This is a genomic window from Limnobaculum eriocheiris, assembly GCF_021010575.1.
In the GTDB taxonomy this organism is placed as follows: Bacteria; Pseudomonadota; Gammaproteobacteria; order Enterobacterales; family Enterobacteriaceae; genus Limnobaculum; species Limnobaculum eriocheiris.
Genome location: NZ_JAJNAG010000015.1, coordinates 1 through 20,120, shown reverse-complemented (window position 1 = coordinate 20,120; position 20,120 = coordinate 1). Strand labels below are relative to the sequence as shown.

General features: G+C 41.8%; 14 protein-coding genes. 5 read left to right on the top strand and 9 right to left on the bottom strand.

Features of this window, described 5'->3' with window-relative positions:
* Positions 1-46: 46 nt before the first annotated feature.
* The gene (gene gapA, locus LPW36_RS08565) at positions 47-1,042 is read left to right on the top strand and encodes a glyceraldehyde-3-phosphate dehydrogenase (RefSeq protein ID WP_230609235.1); all 996 of its coding nucleotides are present in this window, start codon (positions 47-49) and stop codon (positions 1,040-1,042) included.
* A 97-nt stretch (positions 1,043-1,139) separates the two neighbouring features.
* Positions 1,140-2,021 carry a D-hexose-6-phosphate mutarotase gene (locus tag LPW36_RS08560; RefSeq protein ID WP_230609233.1) on the top strand — a complete coding sequence of 294 codons (882 nt, stop codon included), beginning with the start codon at positions 1,140-1,142 and terminating at the stop codon, positions 2,019-2,021.
* A gap of 36 nt (positions 2,022-2,057) precedes the next feature.
* Here LPW36_RS08560 and LPW36_RS08555 read toward each other — a convergent pair whose 3' ends face one another.
* The 6 genes from LPW36_RS08555 to rlmKL form a co-directional block, all read right to left on the bottom strand.
* Complete coding sequence (locus tag LPW36_RS08555; RefSeq protein ID WP_230609230.1) at positions 2,058-2,807, bottom strand: MipA/OmpV family protein; 750 nt, start codon at positions 2,805-2,807, stop codon at positions 2,058-2,060.
* 70 nt (positions 2,808-2,877) lie between these two features.
* Positions 2,878-3,447 (bottom strand): membrane integrity-associated transporter subunit PqiC, encoded by a 570-nt coding sequence (gene pqiC / locus LPW36_RS08550; RefSeq protein WP_230609228.1) that lies wholly within the window; start codon positions 3,445-3,447, stop codon positions 2,878-2,880.
* A complete protein-coding gene (pqiB, locus tag LPW36_RS08545; RefSeq protein ID WP_230609225.1) occupies positions 3,444-5,069 on the bottom strand; it encodes an intermembrane transport protein PqiB in 1,626 nt (541 codons plus the stop codon). The genes pqiC and pqiB overlap by 4 nt, the downstream gene beginning before the upstream one ends.
* A gap of 11 nt (positions 5,070-5,080) precedes the next feature.
* The gene (gene pqiA / locus LPW36_RS08540) at positions 5,081-6,409 is read right to left on the bottom strand and encodes a membrane integrity-associated transporter subunit PqiA (RefSeq protein WP_268991589.1); all 1,329 of its coding nucleotides are present in this window, start codon (positions 6,407-6,409) and stop codon (positions 5,081-5,083) included.
* A gap of 230 nt (positions 6,410-6,639) precedes the next feature.
* Positions 6,640-8,550 carry an ABC transporter ATP-binding protein gene (locus tag LPW36_RS08535; protein ID WP_230609223.1) on the bottom strand — a complete coding sequence of 637 codons (1,911 nt, stop codon included), beginning with the start codon at positions 8,548-8,550 and terminating at the stop codon, positions 6,640-6,642.
* 3 nt (positions 8,551-8,553) lie between these two features.
* Entirely contained in the window at positions 8,554-10,725 is a 2,172-nt protein-coding gene (gene rlmKL / locus LPW36_RS08530) for a bifunctional 23S rRNA (guanine(2069)-N(7))-methyltransferase RlmK/23S rRNA (guanine(2445)-N(2))-methyltransferase RlmL (protein ID WP_230609221.1), read from the bottom strand.
* A 207-nt stretch (positions 10,726-10,932) separates the two neighbouring features.
* Between rlmKL and LPW36_RS08525 the strand changes: the two genes are divergently transcribed.
* Positions 10,933-12,036: a YcbX family protein gene (locus LPW36_RS08525; protein ID WP_230609219.1), complete on the top strand. Its 1,104-nt coding sequence runs from the start codon at positions 10,933-10,935 to the stop codon at positions 12,034-12,036.
* Between the two features lie 22 nt (positions 12,037-12,058).
* On the opposite strand, the gene LPW36_RS08520 is transcribed toward LPW36_RS08525, so the two are convergent.
* The 3 genes from LPW36_RS08520 to pepN all read right to left on the bottom strand — a co-directional run bounded on the left by LPW36_RS08520 (position 12,059) and on the right by pepN (position 16,649).
* On the bottom strand, positions 12,059-12,616 hold the full coding sequence (locus LPW36_RS08520) for a cell division protein ZapC (protein ID WP_230609217.1): 558 nt from the start codon (positions 12,614-12,616) through the stop codon (positions 12,059-12,061).
* A gap of 191 nt (positions 12,617-12,807) precedes the next feature.
* The gene (gene pyrD / locus LPW36_RS08515; RefSeq protein WP_230609215.1) at positions 12,808-13,818 is read right to left on the bottom strand and encodes a quinone-dependent dihydroorotate dehydrogenase; all 1,011 of its coding nucleotides are present in this window, start codon (positions 13,816-13,818) and stop codon (positions 12,808-12,810) included.
* A 212-nt stretch (positions 13,819-14,030) separates the two neighbouring features.
* Positions 14,031-16,649: an aminopeptidase N gene (pepN, locus tag LPW36_RS08510; RefSeq protein ID WP_230609213.1), complete on the bottom strand. Its 2,619-nt coding sequence runs from the start codon at positions 16,647-16,649 to the stop codon at positions 14,031-14,033.
* A gap of 773 nt (positions 16,650-17,422) precedes the next feature.
* Here pepN and LPW36_RS08505 point away from each other — a divergent pair.
* Both LPW36_RS08505 and LPW36_RS08500 read left to right on the top strand, forming a co-directional pair.
* On the top strand, positions 17,423-19,633 hold the full coding sequence (locus LPW36_RS08505; RefSeq protein ID WP_230609210.1) for a phosphoglycerol transferase I: 2,211 nt from the start codon (positions 17,423-17,425) through the stop codon (positions 19,631-19,633).
* A 415-nt stretch (positions 19,634-20,048) separates the two neighbouring features.
* Positions 20,049-20,120 (top strand): IS1 family transposase (locus LPW36_RS08500; RefSeq protein WP_338085959.1); only part of this gene is annotated, 72 nt, incomplete at its 3' end.

The window sequence follows — 20,120 nt, the reverse complement described above, 5'->3', positions numbered from 1 at the left end:
GTTTTAAATTCACTTCATTCACTAACAAACAAGCTGGTGGAACAATATGACTATCAAAGTAGGTATTAACGGTTTTGGCCGTATCGGTCGCTTCGTATTCCGTGCTGCACAAGAGCGCACTGACATTGAAATCGTTGCAATCAACGACTTGCTCGACGCTGAATACATGGCTTACATGCTGAAGTATGATTCTACACACGGTCGTTTCAAAGGCACCGTTGAAGTGAAAGACGGTCAGTTAATCGTTAATGGTAAGAAAATCCGTGTAACTGCGGAAAGAGATCCAGCAAACCTGAAATGGAACGAAGTTGGCGTTGATGTTGTTGCTGAAGCAACTGGCCTGTTCCTGGATGATGCTACCGCTCGTAAGCACATCACCGCTGGCGCTAAAAAAGTTGTGTTAACTGGCCCATCTAAAGACGATACTCCTATGTTCGTTATGGGCGTAAACGATTCTACCTATGCTGGTCAGGACATCGTTTCTAACGCATCTTGTACGACTAACTGTCTGGCTCCTGTTGCTAAAGTTCTGCACGACAAGTTTGGCATTGTTGAAGCGCTGATGACTACCGTTCACGCAACCACTGCAACTCAGAAAACTGTTGATGGCCCGTCTCATAAAGACTGGCGCGGCGGCCGCGGTGCAGCTCAGAACATCATCCCTTCTTCTACCGGTGCAGCTAAAGCAGTAGGTAAAGTTATTCCTTCACTGAACGGTAAGTTAACCGGTATGTCTTTCCGTGTTCCAACTCCGGATGTGTCTGTAGTTGACTTAACTGCACGTTTAGACAAAGCGGCTTCTTACAAAGATATCTGTGCAGCAATGAAAGCGGCTTCTGAAGGCGCTCTGAAAGGCATTCTGGGTTACACCGAAGATGACGTAGTTTCTACTGATTTCCTGGGCGAAAAATGCACTTCTGTGTTTGATGCCAAAGCAGGTATCTCTCTGAACGACCACTTCGTGAAAGTTGTTGCCTGGTACGATAACGAAATCGGTTATTCAAACAAAGTATTAGACCTGATTGCTCACGTTTCTAAATAAGAGACATCAATCACTCTGATTCAGAGGGCAGCGATTTCGCTGCCCTTTTTATTGACACCATCAGGTTGCAAGTAGCTATGATTAGAAGGGCAACGCTATGTCAGACTTTCTCTTTTCATTACCAATAGAACAACAATTAACTCCCTATTTAACCCTACGCAAAAAAGATGAATTAGCCATTATTGTGGTTAATCACCCTAAAGCCAGAGGTGCTATCGCGCTACAGGGGGCCCACCTATTATCATGGCAGCCTAACGGCGAAGAACCCGTAATCTGGTTAAGCAAAGCCAGCTACTTTAAACAAGGCATTGCAATTCGCGGTGGTATCCCTGTTTGTTGGCCCTGGTTTGGTAAAGTTGCTTCCCCTGCCCATGGTTTTGCCAGAAATGAGCTGTGGAAATTAACCGCACATGATGCAAATGAAGAGTCAGTTTGGCTCACCTTCTCTCTGGAAGACAATGAGCAGACCCGCCAGATATGGCCTCACTCCTTCTGCCTGATTGCGCGAATTAAGCTGGGTATTACCTGTGAAATTGAGCTGGAATCTCATGGTGATTACGCCATTACCTCTGCGCTTCATACCTACTTCAATATTGCCGATATCTCTCAAATCAGTATATCCGGCTTAGGCTCTCACTATCTTGATACCATAACCGGTAGTGAACATGATACCAGCGACAAAGCGCTGACTTTCGCAGGTCCAGTGGATCGCGTTTATAGCCAACCAGAAGCATTTAGTTTGATTCAGGATCCGGTTTTTGGTCGCAGTATTGAAGTTCACCATCGTAACGCCAGTGATGTTGTAACCTGGAACCCGGCAGCTGAAGGGGCCAGCGGAATGAAAGATATGGAGAACGATGGTTATAAAACTATGGTCTGCGTTGAAACTGCCATTGCCAGCCAGCCTGTTGAAGTACACAGCGATAAACCACAGTATCTGTCGATGACTATTCGCTGCCACAAAAACGAATCGAAGTAACCGATATTTCAGGCAAAATCTTTCCACTACCCCAGATTAAAACGTGTAAGTCACACCTGCGGCAACAATGGCTGAATACGATTTATCAACCATTGGACTATCTTTCACTTCACTAGTCAGACGTGTATAACGACCGGTCGCATAAGTGTTCCAGCTATTATTGATCTTATAGGTCGCGGTCAATTCAGCATAAGGTGACAAACTGCTGTCAGCTTCATATTTATCCAGACCACTACGATTAGATTCTTTACCAGATACGCCATAGTAATAGTCATTAAAGTTGCTGCTATACCAAACCGCACCAACTCCCGGAGTCAGTTTCAAATCGTTCAATACAAAAGGATATAAATAGGCTGCATCAGCACGCAAACCATTACTTTTATCCAGTAAATCTGCAGAGAATGATGTCCGGATAATACCCCAGTCAGCCGTATGCTTATAGCTGGCTCCACCCATCATTGTTGCGTCACGATCGTCCAGTTTTTTCATCTGACGATCGTCGCTTTCACTGGCACGGAAACGTAATGGAAAATAATAGAGATCCAATGACAGTTGATTCTGGCTATCTTTCCAGACGTAGGCACCTGCAGCAATAGCATGAATATAAAAACGCTCACCTTCATAATTAATCATTGGTAAGGGTAATACGGTATTATCAACGCCTTTGTATGGATACATTTCAACCGCGGCACCAGCACCAATAGACCAGGTGTCGGCATTAGCGACAGGAACAACCAGTAAGGCCCCTAAAATACATGAACTTAAAACAGTACGACTTAATTTCATTACTACCCCTGATTTACACAACATTGATAACCAATAAGCGAATATTATTCTCACTACATTGATTTATCATTTAATTTTTTAGTGCTTTTGCTATTTGTACAGCCTCTTGCTGCCAGGCATTGGCCAATACGTGAACCAATTCATCATAGCCATCTTTTTGCAGCGGCGTTTCTATATCAAAAGGACGGCGAATAATTTGATTCCCGTGCTGCAATATCCAATAACCACTCACCACCGCATAGCCGTCATAACGACCGTGGAATCCGCTCACCGTAATTCGCAGAACATCGGTATCATTACTTCCGCCAATAGGCTGTGCAGAAACCACCCAGCCATTAAGCTGGGCATTCAAATTATCGGTTAATGCCTGTTTTAGTTGCTGCTCCAGGCCGCTACCCCAGAGATTATTATTGGCGATGGTATATTTGACATTGCTGGTTTGATAAACAATACCGGCACCACTGAGAAAATCAGCCACGGTAACATTTTCAATCCACAACTGCTTGTCAGAGTTAACCGAAATAGCAGCAGAGCTGGTTTTAGCCGCACCTGCTGATGGCAGCTGATAATAAGATACCTGCGGCTGACTGCTACAGGCGCTTAGTAACAATGCAAGGGTTGCAATAGTCCATTTCATCATTGGTTATTGGCCTTTTTTGGCATAGGATCATTAGCACTTGGCGCTTCAAATACCAGTGCGTTACTCTTCTGATTCAGCTTTTGCAATATCGGTTGCAGTTCACGCATAACCTGATCTAAACGCTGCATATCAGTAACCAGTGTACTGTATGCCGTTGAACCTGGCTGAAGCCCCTTAAGGCTACGGTTCAGCTCGGTCAGCGTCTTTTGCATATCCTTCGGTAAATTGTTAGCCTCTTTACTGGACAATATTGCATTCAGGCTGTTCATCATACTGCGTGTTTCTTTTAAGGTATTGGTCATTTCTGTCAGCATCGGCTCAACCGGCATATTATTAACTTTATCCAGTACCGTCATTAAGCGCTTCTGAATTTCAGCCAGACCACCCGAGATAGTTGGTATTAACGGGTGCCCATAAACTTCTTTTGGCCCTTTCCACGGTTTTACATCTTTATGGAAATCAAGATCGACAAACAGCGCTCCCGTTAGCAAGTTACCCGACTTCAACGAGGCTCTCAGCCCATTCAAATCTATTGATGACAACAGATGTGCCTTTATATCAAAGTCTTTACTAAATCGATTTTGAATTCGATCCGGCTCAATACGAATGAGTACCGGAACATAGTAATTATTATTCGTCATCTTCAATTCAGGCATATAGAACGGCACCTCTGAAACAGTACCAACTCTGATTCCTCTGAACTCAACCGGTGCACCCGGTTGCAGGCCACGAATAGAATCTTCAAAATAGAGTAAGAAGTCTTCATGTCGGGTATACAGAGACTCCTGAATACTCTTCTGATCGGAATAAAGCTCAAACTCTTCATTGTCTTTAACCGGATCGCCCAATGCCCAACCATTAGGTAAATCGAAACTAATACCGCCCGTTACCAACGTATCTAACGAAGCCATTTCAACCCGCACGCCTTGTGATGACATATCAAAAGCAATGCCGCTATCCTGCCAGAAACGAACATTACTGGTCACTAGTCCACGGTAAGCATCCATAATAAACAGGCTGTAACGCATCACGCGTTCTTTTGGATCGAACTCACTGCTTTCTACTGTACCTACCCGGAAGCCACGAAACAGTACCGGTTCGCCTGCATTTAAACGACTTGGCTGTTTACTCTCCAATGAAACGCGCAATCCTTTGGTATCTGCCGAAGCCAAAGGCGCATTCTCTTCCAGAGTGAACTTATTCTGCTCCTGCTTATCATGCCCGGGAAGCAGCTCAATATAAGCACCAGAAAGCAGAGTGTTTAAACCCGATACCCCTTCCCGACCAATCTGCGGTTTTACTACCCAAAAAACAGTGCCTTTATTAAGCAATTTAATCATTCCATCTTGCAAACGGGCAGTGATAACCACTTGCTTCAGGTCGCCACTCAGTGTGACGCTTTCCACCATACCAATACCGACATTACGGCTCTTAATTGCCGTTTTACCCGCCTCAATGCCTTCAGCATTGGAAGTTATCAGAGTAACAACAGGACCCTGAGTACTAAAATGGTAAAAAAGGATCCAGGCACCAATGAGTACCGTCACAATCGGAATAATCCACACTGGTGACCAGCGCTTTATTTTTTCAATTTTTGCTACGTCCTGATGACTGTCCTGCACGATCAGGCTCCTTATTGGTTAATCATTTTTTTACGATCCCACAAAAGACGGGGATCAAACATCATAGCCGCAATCATGGTTAGAATAACCACCATAGCAAACAGCACAGCGCCAACATCAGGATAGATGCTCATCAGCCGCCCCATACGAACCAGTGCGGATAGTACTCCTATCACAAATACATCTATCATTGACCATCGGCCAACAAATTCGACTACTTCGTATAAATAATGCATCTTCTCCCGGTCCAGATTGCTGCCCATTTTTCCGGTATCGGAAGCGTCATAGCACAACCAGCCAATAGCCAATATCTTCAAAGTTGGCACCATAATACTGGCAATAAATATCACCAGTGAAACGGGATAAGAGCCATCCTCCCAGAGGATAATGACGCCAGAAATAATATTGGATGCCATTCGGTTTCCCAATACTTCGGTTACCATGATGGGCAAAATATTGGCGGGTATATACAGCATAATGGATGTCACTAAGAGTGCGAGAGTCCATTGCAAACTATTGCGACGTCTGGCATAGCCGACGGTATGACAACGCGGGCACTGAGGCTCATCTATCGGTAAAATTGCCATACAGCAAGGGCAGGACCTTAACCCTTGCTCCAAACCGGGCGTGCCAACTTTGGGTGTTTGATGTAGCTCGGGTGCCGGCTGAATAGTTTGCCATAGCCAATAACGATCCAGACACTGAAATGCCCGAACCTGAAGCAAACAAAACAGGCAATAGGGAACAAAACTCGGACCAATACCGATATCGCCGTAAGCCATTAATTTCACGAAACTGACCAGTACACCAACCAGAAAGATCTCCACCATGCACCAAACTTTGGCGAGATAGATAATCCGTCCCATGATCACTTTCAGCCGATAGGGTAACCTGACCTCCAGGCACAGCAGAATGATGGCAACCATACAAAATGCCGGAATTAACTGAACAAAAATAATAAATAATGTTGCCAGACTGGTGTAATCGTCACTCATCATTGCTTCAGGTATTTCCATCAGCTTAATCTGATTATAAAGACCTGAAACTTGCATATTGATGAACGGAAACAGATTGGCAAAGACCAACATGATAAGAGCACTAATGGCACAGCTAACGGGTTGTAACACCGGCTCCACCCAAAGAGCACTTAGCGTGGTGTGACAACGAGGACAAACCGCCTTATCCCCTTGCTTAATCTCAGGCAACTTCACCATCAAGTCGCACTGCGGGCATAAGACCAGTTTATCGTTAACCGTTTCTGCTGTTATTGCATCCCCATGGGTCTGTTTGATATTTACCCGTGGTAGCGATGCATGGGAACAACCCGCATCAGTACACATAACTACCACCTCTTATCATTCAGAAAGAATTCCCATTAACACTCTCAAGTATAATCCATCAAATTAAAACGTATCTTCAAACCGGGCGATAACCACTTTATTAACTGCTATTTAGAATAATATATTTATCATATTATTTATTTTCTCTGTTAATAAAGTTTATCAAAAAATCTATTTTAATTTGTCAATCGACTGTTTTTACAGCATTTAACACAAATTGATATTCTGAGTTATCCATTTTTCTGGGATTCAAGCTCTTCCCAACGTAAAAACGCCTCTTCAAATTCTCGCTCTTTAGTGGCCAAATCCATCAGTACTTTTTGTGTAACTTCATGGGGTTGGTTAAAGAATGAAGCATCACTCACTTTAGCCTGAAACTCAGCAACCTCAGCCTCAAGTTGCTCTATTTTAGCTGGTAGCGCCTCAAGTTCACGCTGTTGGTTGTAGCTTAGTTTATTGTTAGTACGTTTCTTTTCTTCCACTTTTTGTGCTGCCGACTTAACGTCTGTCGCAGAAGCAGAAACCGGGGTTCGTAATTCTTTAGCATTCGCCTGTTGTTGATGAGCATCAAAATAACCACCAACATACTGTTTAATCACGCCCTGTCCTTCAAAAATCCAGCAATCGGTTACCGAGTTATCAACAAACTGCCTATCGTGGCTTACCAGCAATACGGTACCGCTATAGTCATTTAATAACTCTTCCAATAGCTCCAGAGTTTCAATATCCAGATCGTTGGTGGGTTCATCGAGGATCAATAAATTACTGGGTTTCAAAAACAGGCGAGCCAGTAACAGACGGTTACGTTCACCACCGGACAACGCACGTACCGGTGTCATAGCCCGTTTAGGGTGAAACAGGAAGTCTTGCAGATAACCCAATACGTGACGGGAGCGGCCATTAACCATGACTTCCTGTTTGCCATCTGCCAGATTATCAATAACGGTTTTATCCGGATCCAACTCGACACGGTGCTGATCAAAGTAAGCAACTTCCAGCTTAGTTCCGCAACGAACTTTACCGCTATCCGGCTGTAACTGTTGTAGCATCAGCTTCAGTAAGGTTGTCTTACCGCAACCATTTGGTCCAATCAGCGCAATCTTATCTCCACGCTGTACCTGAACTGAAAAATCTTTCACCAGCGTTTTTCCTGCCACGCTATAGCTGACATTCTCCAGCTCAAAAATGATTTTTCCGGAACGTAGCGACTCTTCCACCTGCATTTTCGCAGTTCCCATGGTGCTACGGCGAGCAGCATGTTCATTACGCATGGCTTTCAACGCCCGAACGCGCCCTTCATTGCGGGTACGGCGGGCTTTGATCCCTTGACGGATCCAAACTTCTTCCTGAGCCAGACGGCGATCAAACTCTGCATTTTGCAGCTCTTCAACTCTCAACGCCTCTTCTTTTCCTTCCAGATAGAGGTCATAGTTACCGGGCCAGGACACCAGTTTGCCGCGATCTAAATCAACAATACGCGTTGCCATACTGCGAATAAATGAACGGTCATGGGAGATAAAAACAATGCTGCCATTAAACTCTTTTAAAAACTCTTCCAGCCAGGAGATCGTTTCGATATCCAGGTGGTTAGTGGGTTCATCAAGCAGTAATACATCAGGAGAAGAGACTAAGGCACGAGCAAGCGCCGCTTTACGCAACCAGCCGCCAGATAATGATGACAGCGGAGCATCAGCTATCAACTCCAGTTTAGCCAACACGGAGCGAATATGGCTATCAATCAGCCAGCTACCCTGATGTTCCAGCATCTCTTGTAAACTGGCTAATCTCTTCAGGTTTTGTTCGCTAGGGTCACGCCCCACCAGTTGAGACAGGTGATGATACTCTTTCAGCTGTTCTGCCTGCTTTTCAACCCCTTCGGCCACAAAATCAAATACGCTACCTTCCACATTACGAGGAGGATCCTGTTGCAGACGAGCCACTACAATGTCCTGCTCAAATACCAGTTGCCCATCGTCCAGCGGCACTTCGCGATTCAGAATTTTTAATAGCGTTGATTTACCCGCTCCGTTACGCCCAACCAGACAGACGCGTTCGCCGGGTTCAATGTGCAGTTCAGTATTATCCAGCAGTGGTGCATCGCTGAATGACAGCCACGCACCTGACATATTAATTAAAGACATCTGTTACTTTTCCTCACCGGCATGGGAAACCAGCCAGCAATTATGAATTTGTCGGTTACGGGCAAAATCGACAGACAGCGTTTTTTCGGAGATCTCTTGTGCACTCAGCCTCAGTTTAGCTAAACCATCCAGATCCATCTTAAAGCCACGTTTATTATTGGAGAACATGATGATACCGCCAGGACGCAACATTCTCTTTAAATCAGCCATTAGAGCCAGATGGTCGCGCTGTACATCAAAACTGTTTTCCATACGCTTAGAGTTAGAGAAAGTCGGTGGATCGATAAAGATCACATCAAACTGTTCATGAGTTTCATGCATCCAACCCAGACAATCCGCCTGAATTAACCGATGTTGCCGACCGACCAGATCGTTAGCCCGTAGGTTACGCTCTGCCCATTCCAGATAAGTACGGGACATATCAACCGTGGTAGTGGTTCGTGCGCCACCAATTCCAGCATGTACACTGGCGGAACCGGTATAGGCAAACAGATTAAGAAAGTCTTTACCGCGACTCATCTGCCCCAACATACGGCGCGCAATGCGATGGTCAAGAAACAGGCCGGTATCCAAATAGTCAGTCAGGTTAACCCACAGTTTGGCACCAAACTCATTGACCAGGAAAAAATCACCTTTCTGCGCCAGCTTTTCATACTGGCTTTTGCCTTTCTGTCGCTCCCTAACTTTTAAAATCAGTGCACTGGCCGGTAGCTCAAGAACTGCCAATGTAGCATTAATCGCATCAAACAGCCGCTGACGCGCCTTTTGCGGGTCTACCGTTTTTGGCGGAGCGTACTCCTGCAAAACATATTTGCTGCCATAGCGATCGAGCGCCAGGTTATATTCGGGTAAATCGGCATCATAAAGACGATAACATTCGATACCTTCCTGCTTTGCCCACTTCTCCAGCTTTTTCACATTCTTTCGCAGTCGATTGGCAAAATCTGCTGCAATTTGTACTGACGACTCACCACTTTTCTCGCCATCCATTCCTGTAGGGTGATTACCCTGCGATGAGCTTCTCTCGCTGTTTTCAGCCAAAGAGTAGTTTTTCTGTACGCAGTCCAGAGGGCCATTTTTAGCTTTAAACTGACGCCCGGCCCGCAGTTGCAGGCAGCTTAGTAATTCTGGCGATGCGCTGAATAAAGAGAGATTCCAGCCACCAAAATCACGCTTCATTATTTGCCCCAATGCACTATGTAAAGCGATCAGTGCCGGTTCACTATCCAGACGCTCACCATATGGCGGGTTACTGAGTGCCGTTCCTTTTTGCTCTACTGGTAACGGATTGGTTAAACGTGTTAATTCCTGAGTTTCAAATTGAATCAGGCTGGCAACCCCCGCACGACGGGCATTGTTTTTAGCAATCTCAATAACCCGACGATCGTGGTCATAACCATAAAAACGTGATTGGGTTTTATTGATACCACGACTAGCCCTGACCTGTGCTTCTGCCAGCAATTCGCGCCATAGCTCCGCATTATGCCCAAGCCATTGATTAAAACCCCAGTAATCACGACGCAAACCCGGTGCAATATCCGCCGCCACCATAGCCGCTTCAATCAATAAAGTACCGGAGCCGCACATGGGATCAACCATTGGCGTTTCAGGCTGCCAGCCGGAACGCATTACAATCGCCGCCGCCAGATTCTCTTTTAACGGCGCCTGACCGGCCATATCGCGATACCCACGCTGATGTAAACCATCTCCACTTAAATCAATGGCAACATTGGCACGATCTTTTTGTAAATAGACATTGATACGAATATCAGGCTGAACTTTCGCCACATCCGGACGTTGTTGAACTTTACGCGTAAAGCTATCAACGATGGCATCTTTCACTTTCAGGGCGCCATACTGACTATTGCGGATTTCTTCATTGGTGCCGGTAAAATTGACGGCGAAGGTTTTATCAACCCCAAACAGAGAAGGCCAGTTGATCGCATTAATACCAAGATACAGATCCATATCGCTATAGACGCGGAACTCGCTTAACGGCAACAGTATGCGCGAAGCTAATCGACTCCATAGCAAACTGGTATACATCAGGCGTTCGTCACCTTCAAAATGCACACCGCCCTGCACCACTTTACAGGCACTTGCCCCCAGCGCTTCCAGCTCAGTTTTTAATAATTCTTCCAGCCCACGCGCCGTACTGGCAAACAGAGAGATCATAAGGTTACACCGCATAATAAAAATAGTGGTGCATTATAGCCAATCCATGCACTTTGTCATAAAGTTACCCCCTATTAATTCATGAAATCTCGAATCACCGCGGTTCAGTATCGATACTCTTCAGGTTACATAAATATTTATGCTGCCATATCATATCGTTAGCCCCTGACGTCGGTGAGCTTCACCAGCTATCAATGGAGTTGTTAAGTGGTTACTCTTTCCCGTTTATATGTTCATCCGGTTAAATCGATGAGAGGTCTGGAGCTTTCTCATGCTCAGGTTGGTGAAAGCGGTCTGGCGTTCGACCGTATTTTTATGGTGACCGATCCGAATGGAACATTCGTTACCGCCCGACAATATCCACAGTTAGTGCGTTTTATTCCGGCACTGCTGATTAACGGCGTATCAATTACTGCGCCTGACGGGCAAAGTAAGATGGTAGCCTTTAACGATTTCTCTCAAACGCTTTCCCCAACTGAAGTATGGGGTAACCATTTTACTGCCCATATTGCCCCGGACAGTATTAATCAGTGGTTAAGCGGCTATTTAAACAAAGAGGTACAGCTTCGCTGGGTTGGTCCGGAACTTACTCGTCGGGTCAAAAATCGCCCTGAAGTTCCCCTCTCTTTTGCCGATGGTTTTCCATACTTACTGATCAATGAGACTTCATTTCAGGCTCTACAGTCGCGCTGCCCTGGCAATATCCTGATTGAACAGTTCCGCCCTAATCTGATTATTCGTGATGCCGCTCCTTTTGCCGAAGACGGCTGGCAAACAATTCGTATTGGTGAGGTTATTTTTGATCTTGTTAAGCCCTGTAGCCGCTGTGTTTTAACCACTGTAAATACCGAAAATGGGCGTAAACATCCACAGGGAGAACCTTTACGTACTCTTCAACAGTTCAGAACCGCAAAAAATGGCGATGTGGATTTTGGCCAGAATATGATTGCCCGCAATCATGGCGTCATTCGTTTAGGAGACGCTATTGAAGTACTGGCTACCCACCCAGCCAGAGTCTATAAATCCAAAGAGCCGGTTGAAATGCTTGAACCGGAACAAGTGGAAGCGAAAGACGTAGTAATTGGCTACAAAGAGCACACCTTTATTGGCAATAATCAGCAGGTATTGCTGGAGCAATTGGAACAAAACGGTATTCAGATTCCCTACTCTTGTCGGGCTGGAATATGTGGATGTTGCAGAATCAAACTGGAAACCGGAGAGGTCAACGCCATGAGAAAAGGAGCAATAAAAAGAGATGGTTCAGTGCTTGCCTGTAGTTGTATACCAAAAGGCAATATCAAACTAGCTTAATAAATAAGTTAAGCTAGTTTGGTTATACTGCTTGAGCGAGTAGATAATCCGGGGAAGAATCCTGACTGACGATGTTTACGGCACTCATTCTGTCGTGCATCACTTTAATTGCATCGCCCAGTTGCAGAGCTTTACCTGAGAGCGTCAGATAAGGCTGGGCCACCAGACACAGGCTGGCGTTCTCTCCTGCATCTACTACCAGTAATAGCACTGTCTCGCCGCTATCAATCAGAGTAACAGCAACTATTTCGTTATTCTGGGGCTGTAACTCCACCTTCTGCTGCACGAAATACCAACTCTTAGGCATCAGCGGCTTTAAAAAACGATAGGCCGTCAGCGCATTTAAATTCAGTTCTGCACGCTGGTCATTAGTTAAAGGTAAGCAACGGCAGCGTTCTTCTAATTCAAAAAATAGCGCGGCATCATCAACACAAAATGCGGATTTGGTAAACGCATCAGGCGTCAACATTTTGGCCGGGAACCGAGAGCGGAAAATCATATCATTAGATAAATCTAACATTAACCGATCGTGTTCATCGTCAAAATACCAGCACCAGTTATCATCTGGCTTAATCCTCATTACACTTTCCTTAAACTATGAAGCTTATTTAATTTAATCTTCATCCCAGATAACCTCCAATATTATCTAATTAACCGGATAAAGATTCTGATAATTATGACTAACAATATAAACGCAATTACAAACGTTTAAAATATAGAACAACCGGGAGGAAAAATAAACCCCCGGTGATCAATTAATAAGAAATAAAATTAAATATGTGTGAGAATTTCTTTCACCAGACCCGGTCCTTTAAAAATAAAGCCGGAATATATTTGAATTAATGAAGATCCTGCATCCAGCTTCTCTCTGGCAGAGGTTAATGAATCTATTCCACCTACTCCAATAATAGGCAGTTTCCCTTTAAGTTCTGTGGATAAACGACGAATGATTTCAGTACTGCGAAGCTGTAAAGGTCGGCCACTTAATCCACCAGACTGTCCGCTGTTAATTAGCCCATTGACTAATTTCCGATCCAGTGTGCTATTCGTTGCAATAACACCATCAATATTGTGACGAATTAAGCTATCGGCTACCTGGATCAATTCCTCTTCAGAAAGATCCGGGGCGATCTTAACGGCAATGGGAACATATTTAGCATGACGTTTTTCTAATTCAAGTTGCCTGTTTTTAATTGCAGCTAATAGATCATCCAACGCCTCACCATATTGTAATGTTCTCAATCCCGGCGTATTTGGAGATGATATATTTACCGCAATATAACCGGCATAAGGATATACTTTATCCATACAAATCAAATAGTCATCTTTACCCTGCTCTACCGGAGTGACTTTATTCTTACCTATATTTACACCGATAATTCCATCAAAGCGTGTTTTTTTTATATTCTCTACCAGATTATCAACGCCAAGATTATTAAACCCCATTCGGTTGATCAATCCTTCAGCTGCCACGATCCGATATAGCCTTGGCTTCTCATTACCAGACTGAGGCTTTGGCGTAACGGTACCAACTTCAATTGATCCAAACCCCATGGATCCTAAAGCATCAATACATTCGCCATCTTTATCCAGACCGGCGGCTAATCCTAATGGGTTTTTAAAATTAAGCCCCATGCAACTCACGGGCTTATTGGGAACAGATTGACGAATAAGACATTGTAATGGCGTACCATTAACACGGTGAAGTAAGCGAAAGGTAAATTCATGTGCCTGCTCGGGATCAAGCTGAAACAATGCTTTTCTGATGAAAGGGTAAAACATACTCCTCCTTAAAAACCTGCCCAAAATGACAACTCACACAGCCCGATGGGATTGGTTTTTAGTCCGGGCTATCGACCGGAGACATATTATTCAGCATTGGCCTGCTAAAAGAAATGATCAATTACAGGAAATCGAGTATTTGTGCACAATAGCACGCATCAAAAAGCCAGCATCACCGCTGGCTTTTCAAAGTAAAATGGATCACTCACCCATCACTCACCATTTAGCGTTTTACTGATCTTCTCAAATAAATCACCGGAGAGGTTATCCAGTTTCGTCAATTGCTCCAACGCATTACGCATTAGTACCTGACGATTTTGATCGTAACGACCGAGACGAATTAATGGCTCAATCAAACGTGAAGCAACCTGTGGGTTCTTCTGATTAAGTTCGGTCAGAATTTCAGTTAAAAACGCATAACCACTGCCATCTTTTGCATGGAATGTTGATGGATTCGTGGAAGCAAAAGCACCAATTAATGAACGGATCCTATTTGGATTATTCATACTGAATGAACGGTGGTTTAATAATGCTTTAATGTTGTTAAGTACCGCCTTATCCGGACTGCTGGCCTGCAATATAAACCATTTATCCATCACCAGACCATCCTGATGCCAACGCGCATCGAATTCCTGCATTAATTTATCTCGACAGGGTAATTGTGCTGCCACTGCGGCAGATAATGCGGCTAAAGCGTCGGTCATATTATTAGCCTGATGGTACTGTTGGCTAATCAGATTATTGGCAAATTCAGTTTCGGTAAAGGCTAAATAACCCAGACAGGTATTACTTAATGCCCGTTTGGCAATATCACCATGTTCAATGCGATATTCATTCGTTTTGTTAGCTAAATAAACTGCCAGCCACTCATCCTGCATCTCCTGGGCAAAACAGTTAACTAATTTCCCTCTCACCTGATGAATTGCATCAGGATCGATAATATCAAAAAGTTCTGACATCTCATTTTCTGATGGCAGGCTCAATATCAGGGCTGCTAATGCAGGATCTAACCGATCGCTTAATAAAACAGCGCGGAAAGCATCAATAACATGCAGAGGTAATTCAAACGCCCCACCTTGCTGTAATCGGGCGGCATTCTCTTTAATATATTTCGCTAACAGCATTTGCGCTGCATCCCAACGGGAAAAATCATTGGTGGAATGCTGCATTAAAAATGCCAGTTGTTTATCTGTATAAGGGTAATCCAACTTAACCGGTGCAGAAAACTCTCTTAATAGAGAAACAATTGGCTGCTGTGGTACTCGCTCAAACACCAGAGTTTGCCCGGCCTGAGTAATATTCAGCACCGAATTTACCGGTTGTCCTGCAGAATATAGCGGAATAACTTCGCCGCTCTCGGCATACAATTCAATACTCAATGGAATATGTAACGGTAATTTCTCCGCCTGATCCTGTGTTGGTGGCGTAAGTTGACTAACGGTTAAACTGTATTGCTGTTTTTCACTATCATAGCTGTCACGAACCGTTAGCTGTGGCGTCCCTGACTGACTATACCAACGACGAAACAGCGTTAAATCAATACCGGATGCATCTTCCATTGCCTGAACAAAATCATCACAAGTGGCAGCGCTGCCATCATGGCGTTGGAAATAGAGCTTCATTCCCGCCTGAAATTTCGCTTCCCCCAACAAGGTATGCATCATGCGGATCACTTCCGATCCTTTTTCATACACCGTCAGTGTATAGAAGTTATTCATCTCAATGACTTTATCAGGACGAATTGGATGCGCCATTGGGCTGGCATCTTCAGCAAACTGTGCTCCGCGCATAACGCGTACTGAATCAATACGATTAACAGCGCGGGAACCCAGATCGGAACTAAACTCCTGATCGCGGAAAACGGTTAACCCCTCTTTCAAACTAAGCTGGAACCAATCCCGACAGGTAACCCGGTTTCCCGTCCAGTTATGAAAATATTCATGACCGATAACCGCTTCAATATTCAGATAATCTTTATCGGTGGCGGTTTCTGCCTTGGCCAATACATACTTGGAGTTAAATACGTTTAACCCTTTGTTTTCCATCGCACCCATATTGAAGAAATCAACGGCGACAATCATATAGATGTCTAAGTCATATTCCAGCCCAAAGCGTTGCTCATCCCACTTCATGGCATTCTTCAGCGAAGTCATTGCCCAGTCAGCACGATCGAGATTTCCACGATCGACAAACAGCTCCAGCGCAACGCTTCTGCCAGAACAAGTAACAAAAGTATCTCTTAATACATCAAAATCACCGGCAACCAGTGCAAACAAATAGCAAGGCTTAGGGAAAGGGTCCTGCCACTGCACCCAGTGACGCCCATCTTCCAAATCACCCTGAGCAATACGGTTACCATTCGACAACAAATAAGGATAAGCCTGCTTATCCGCCACAATACGCGTGGTGAAACGGGCCAGAACATCCGGACGATCCAGATAATAGGTAATATGGCGGAAACCTTCAGCCTCACACTGAGTACATAACGCCTCGCCGGAAAGGTATAACCCTTCCAGAGCACTATTGACTGCTGGATGGATCTCATTAACGATCTTCAAGGTGAAGCTATCCGGCAGTTGTTCTAATACCAGTTTGCCTTCCTGCTGTTGATAATGGGTCCAGGGAGCATCATTAACGCTGATGGAAATCAACGTCAGATTTTCGCCATCTAATACCAGTGAAGCGCCTTTATCACCCAAACGTTGAACCTGGCTGATGGCCGTTACCTGAGTGGTTTCTGCTGCTAAATCAAAGGATAAATCGATATCAGTAATAGTGAAATCAGGCTTACGGTAATCCTGACGGTACTTAGCTTGTGGTTTCTGCGTCATAAAAAACCTATATAAGAAAGAGGATGTTGCACAATTAATTTATCAATTGAGTCTATGCTTCTTAGCAATCAGATGCAAAACCCCAACCGGTTAAATACGAAAAATAATCATTTCTTCACTGACACCTTTATCGTATTTACTGTCAATTTGGGTAAAGTTTAAATATCCACAATTGGGAAAAGTCCGTTAAGAATAAAAAACACTTGAAGCCATCAACCAAAAAAATTTAAATAACAAGTAATTATAGTATGTTATACATAACCAGTTGCATTCTAACAATCGTTTTGTGCTTTGAATGACGGCATGCAAATAGTATCTTACAATGAGAATTCAAGCTATATTGCCAAAGTAGCATGTTCTCATTCAGTCAGAAGTAATTAAAAGTAAAATGTGATTATAAAAACAAATTCGCTCTAATGACGACTTATAAATAACTCTAATTAATTTATACTAATATTGCGAATAAGATAACACTCCATTAAACTAACACTATACATTATCAAAAAATAAGGATATGAAAAAATATATTTATTAAGTATCATTTTGACAACTACCACTCAAAAAATTGCATTTTTTAATCCTCAACACAAATGTATCAGCATAAATAAGTCATACCAATATCATGAAGTACATGCGATAAAACCCAACACTCATAATGCATTGATAATATTATTTAATTTTAAAAATCTTAATTCTAACCAACTGAAATGATAGTAAAAAAATGGATGTGTGTTATAATGCATATCCATTAATTAATAATTTGAACAAATGCTATGTTTATTATTATTTTCCTTTTAATTCTTCTAACATATTCATCAAGGCAATTTCTTTTTACAAAGACAATATTATCGTCTATTATTATTTTATTATTTGGTTTCTGGTTTGTCTGTAATATGTTCACAGGCCGAGGAATTACTGATGCTATTTATTATCATTTACTCAATACAATTAAAGGTTCTTCTATTGATGATATCTTCTGGAAAATAATAGCATCCATTCTTTTCTTATTTTTAATAATAACTATTTTCACTATATCTATTATAGTGAAAAATCGATTGGTAAAAAAAAGGAAATCGGTTGATTTATTATTTTTAATTATCTTAATTTTAACACTAATATATTCTAAACCTCTAACTAATTTATATAATTCTATATCAAATCTTTTTTATAAGGATGATAATTATGCATCTAAGTTTTACCACACATCATCAGTAGAAAATAATAAATACAATTATGTATTCATATACGCAGAAAGCCTTGAAAGAACATTTAGAAATATAAACGGTTTCAATTACACTCCGAATATCAGTAAGTTAGCTGAATCATATATTGATTTTACTAATATAATTCAGTCTGATGGTGGGGGGTGGACTATGGCTGGATTGGTAAATACACAGTGTGGAATTCCATTATCGTTACCCCAGGGAAACTCAGCAAACAATATGTCTTCATTTTTAGATGGAGCAAAATGCATTGCTCAGTATTTTAATGAAAATGGATATAAAAATATATTTATTAGAGGAAGTGAAAAAGAGTTTGCTGGTGGCGATAAATTTCTATCTCAGCACGGATGGGATGAGATTCATGATAAATCATATTTTTTAGAAAATAATCTTGCGGATAATAGCAATATCAGTGGTTGGGGTATTGAAGATGATATTCTTCTGGCGCATTCATATAATCAATTCGAAAAATTATCACAAAAAAATGAAAAATTTCTTTTATCATTGCTTACAGTAAATACTCATCCACCGTCAGGGAAAGTACTTGAGCCTTGTCTGGAGTATATACCAAAAAAAATGAATAATAATATACTTAGTTCAGTATATTGTTCAGACATTTTAATTGGTGAATTTGTTAATAAAATAATTAAATCTCCTTATTTTGAAAATACCATCATTGTTATTGTTTCAGACCATTTGATGATGCCTAATGATGCTGACGAGCAATTAAATAGCCATGAGAAAGATAGAAGAAATAATTTCATCATCATCAAAAAAGGAATGAATAATATTAAAATAAATAAAGTTGGTACTTTAATGGACACATGGCCTACAATATTAGGTTTATCCAATAATAAAAACAACGAAATGGGATTTGGTTCTAATCTTTTTATAAAAGAAAACAGTGCTCTCATTTCATATTATCTTAAAAACGATAATATAAATCCCTTTATAGCTTTTTCCTCTTCTCTTTGGAATAGTCCAAGTTTGTTTGATTCAATATCATCAGACGGAAATACCGTCAAAATAGCTAATAAAATTTATAATTTACCATTATATGCTTCAGTTAGTGATGACAATAAATTAAAAGATATTTATTTTGATTCTTTCGCTATAGACGCTCTTAATTTAGCCAGAAATAACAAAAAAATAGTATTTATAACACAGTGTCATGTTGTTGATGGAAAATCTGACGGAACCTGTTTATATATAATCACAGGTAATAGTGTAATAAAAAAAATAATAAATGAAAATGAGGTTACATCTGTACATCAGAGTGACTTTATATCTCCAATTTATACATCAAATTTAGTTGGATTTTCTTCTGGTGTTTATTCAAAAAATACCGGGACATCTATCAATAAAACTGATAAACAAATAAAAAGAGGCATTACATTTTTTGGTTACAATACTAGTTATCTAAATGATTATGCATCAATAAATATTGATACATGCACTGGTGAAAAAGTAAACATAGATGTAATTCATAAATTTTTATCTGAATATAAAAATATAATATTCGCGTCAAATGATTCTTTTGTTTGTGACGAAACGACTGGATTAAATGAAATAGCATCCATTATTGGTACAAACAAACTAGAACATATAATTTTTAGGCAACAACTAGGGGGTGTTCTTGATAAAGAATCAACACAGAACACATTAATAATTGGAGACCCGATGAAACAGTTAGACTTTTTTGTTAACCTGGAAAATAATAAACTATATTCTTTATGTAGTATTTTGAATGATTGTTCATAGTACGACTATTATAATGGTCAAAATCTATTAGGCTAAAATTAAACGACTTGAGCCCGATATTTATCGGGCTCAAGCCTTAACCGTAACTTTAATGTTAATACCCCCTAGATTATGAAAGTCTACTCATAAAAATGGTCTTTTAATTAATTCTTTCAGAAAAAAGAACAAAGTTGCAACTTTGTCTCTGCACATCCCATGAAATTTTCAGTTTATTTATCAAATTACATACATGCGTTGTCAGATGAAACAGTACCCTAAAAAATTTCCACCTACAAACAAACCATCATCTATGACAAAGTATTACTTAATTTTGAAAGAAAATAGCTATGTTAAGGTTAAATATTTCACATTATATCGAATTTACGGTCGTGACGCATATTTAGTGTTGTGGTATTCTTCGCCCTTTGGATGATTGATGGCAAAGATTGATGTAGTTTGTCCCCGCTGTTCTGAAACGAGTGATGTGATCCGAAACGGTCATTCCACC

Bases quoted from the DNA above. Each gene is read 5' to 3' on its own strand.
- gapA (WP_230609235.1), top strand. From the start codon at position 47: ATGACTATCAAAGTAGGTATTAACGGTTTTGGCCGTATCGGTCGCTTC.
- LPW36_RS08560 (WP_230609233.1), top strand. From the start codon at position 1,140: ATGTCAGACTTTCTCTTTTCATTACCAATAGAACAACAATTAACTCCC.
- LPW36_RS08555 (WP_230609230.1), bottom strand. From the start codon at position 2,807: ATGAAATTAAGTCGTACTGTTTTAAGTTCATGTATTTTAGGGGCCTTA.
- pqiC (WP_230609228.1), bottom strand. From the start codon at position 3,447: ATGATGAAATGGACTATTGCAACCCTTGCATTGTTACTAAGCGCCTGT.
- pqiA (WP_268991589.1), bottom strand. From the start codon at position 6,409: ATGTGTACTGATGCGGGTTGTTCCCATGCATCGCTACCACGGGTAAAT.
- LPW36_RS08535 (WP_230609223.1), bottom strand. From the start codon at position 8,550: ATGTCTTTAATTAATATGTCAGGTGCGTGGCTGTCATTCAGCGATGCA.
- rlmKL (WP_230609221.1), bottom strand. From the start codon at position 10,725: ATGATCTCTCTGTTTGCCAGTACGGCGCGTGGGCTGGAAGAATTATTA.
- LPW36_RS08520 (WP_230609217.1), bottom strand. From the start codon at position 12,616: ATGAGGATTAAGCCAGATGATAACTGGTGCTGGTATTTTGACGATGAA.
- pyrD (WP_230609215.1), bottom strand. From the start codon at position 13,818: ATGTTTTACCCTTTCATCAGAAAAGCATTGTTTCAGCTTGATCCCGAG.
- pepN (WP_230609213.1), bottom strand. From the start codon at position 16,649: ATGACGCAGAAACCACAAGCTAAGTACCGTCAGGATTACCGTAAGCCT.
- LPW36_RS08505 (WP_230609210.1), top strand. From the start codon at position 17,423: ATGTTTATTATTATTTTCCTTTTAATTCTTCTAACATATTCATCAAGG.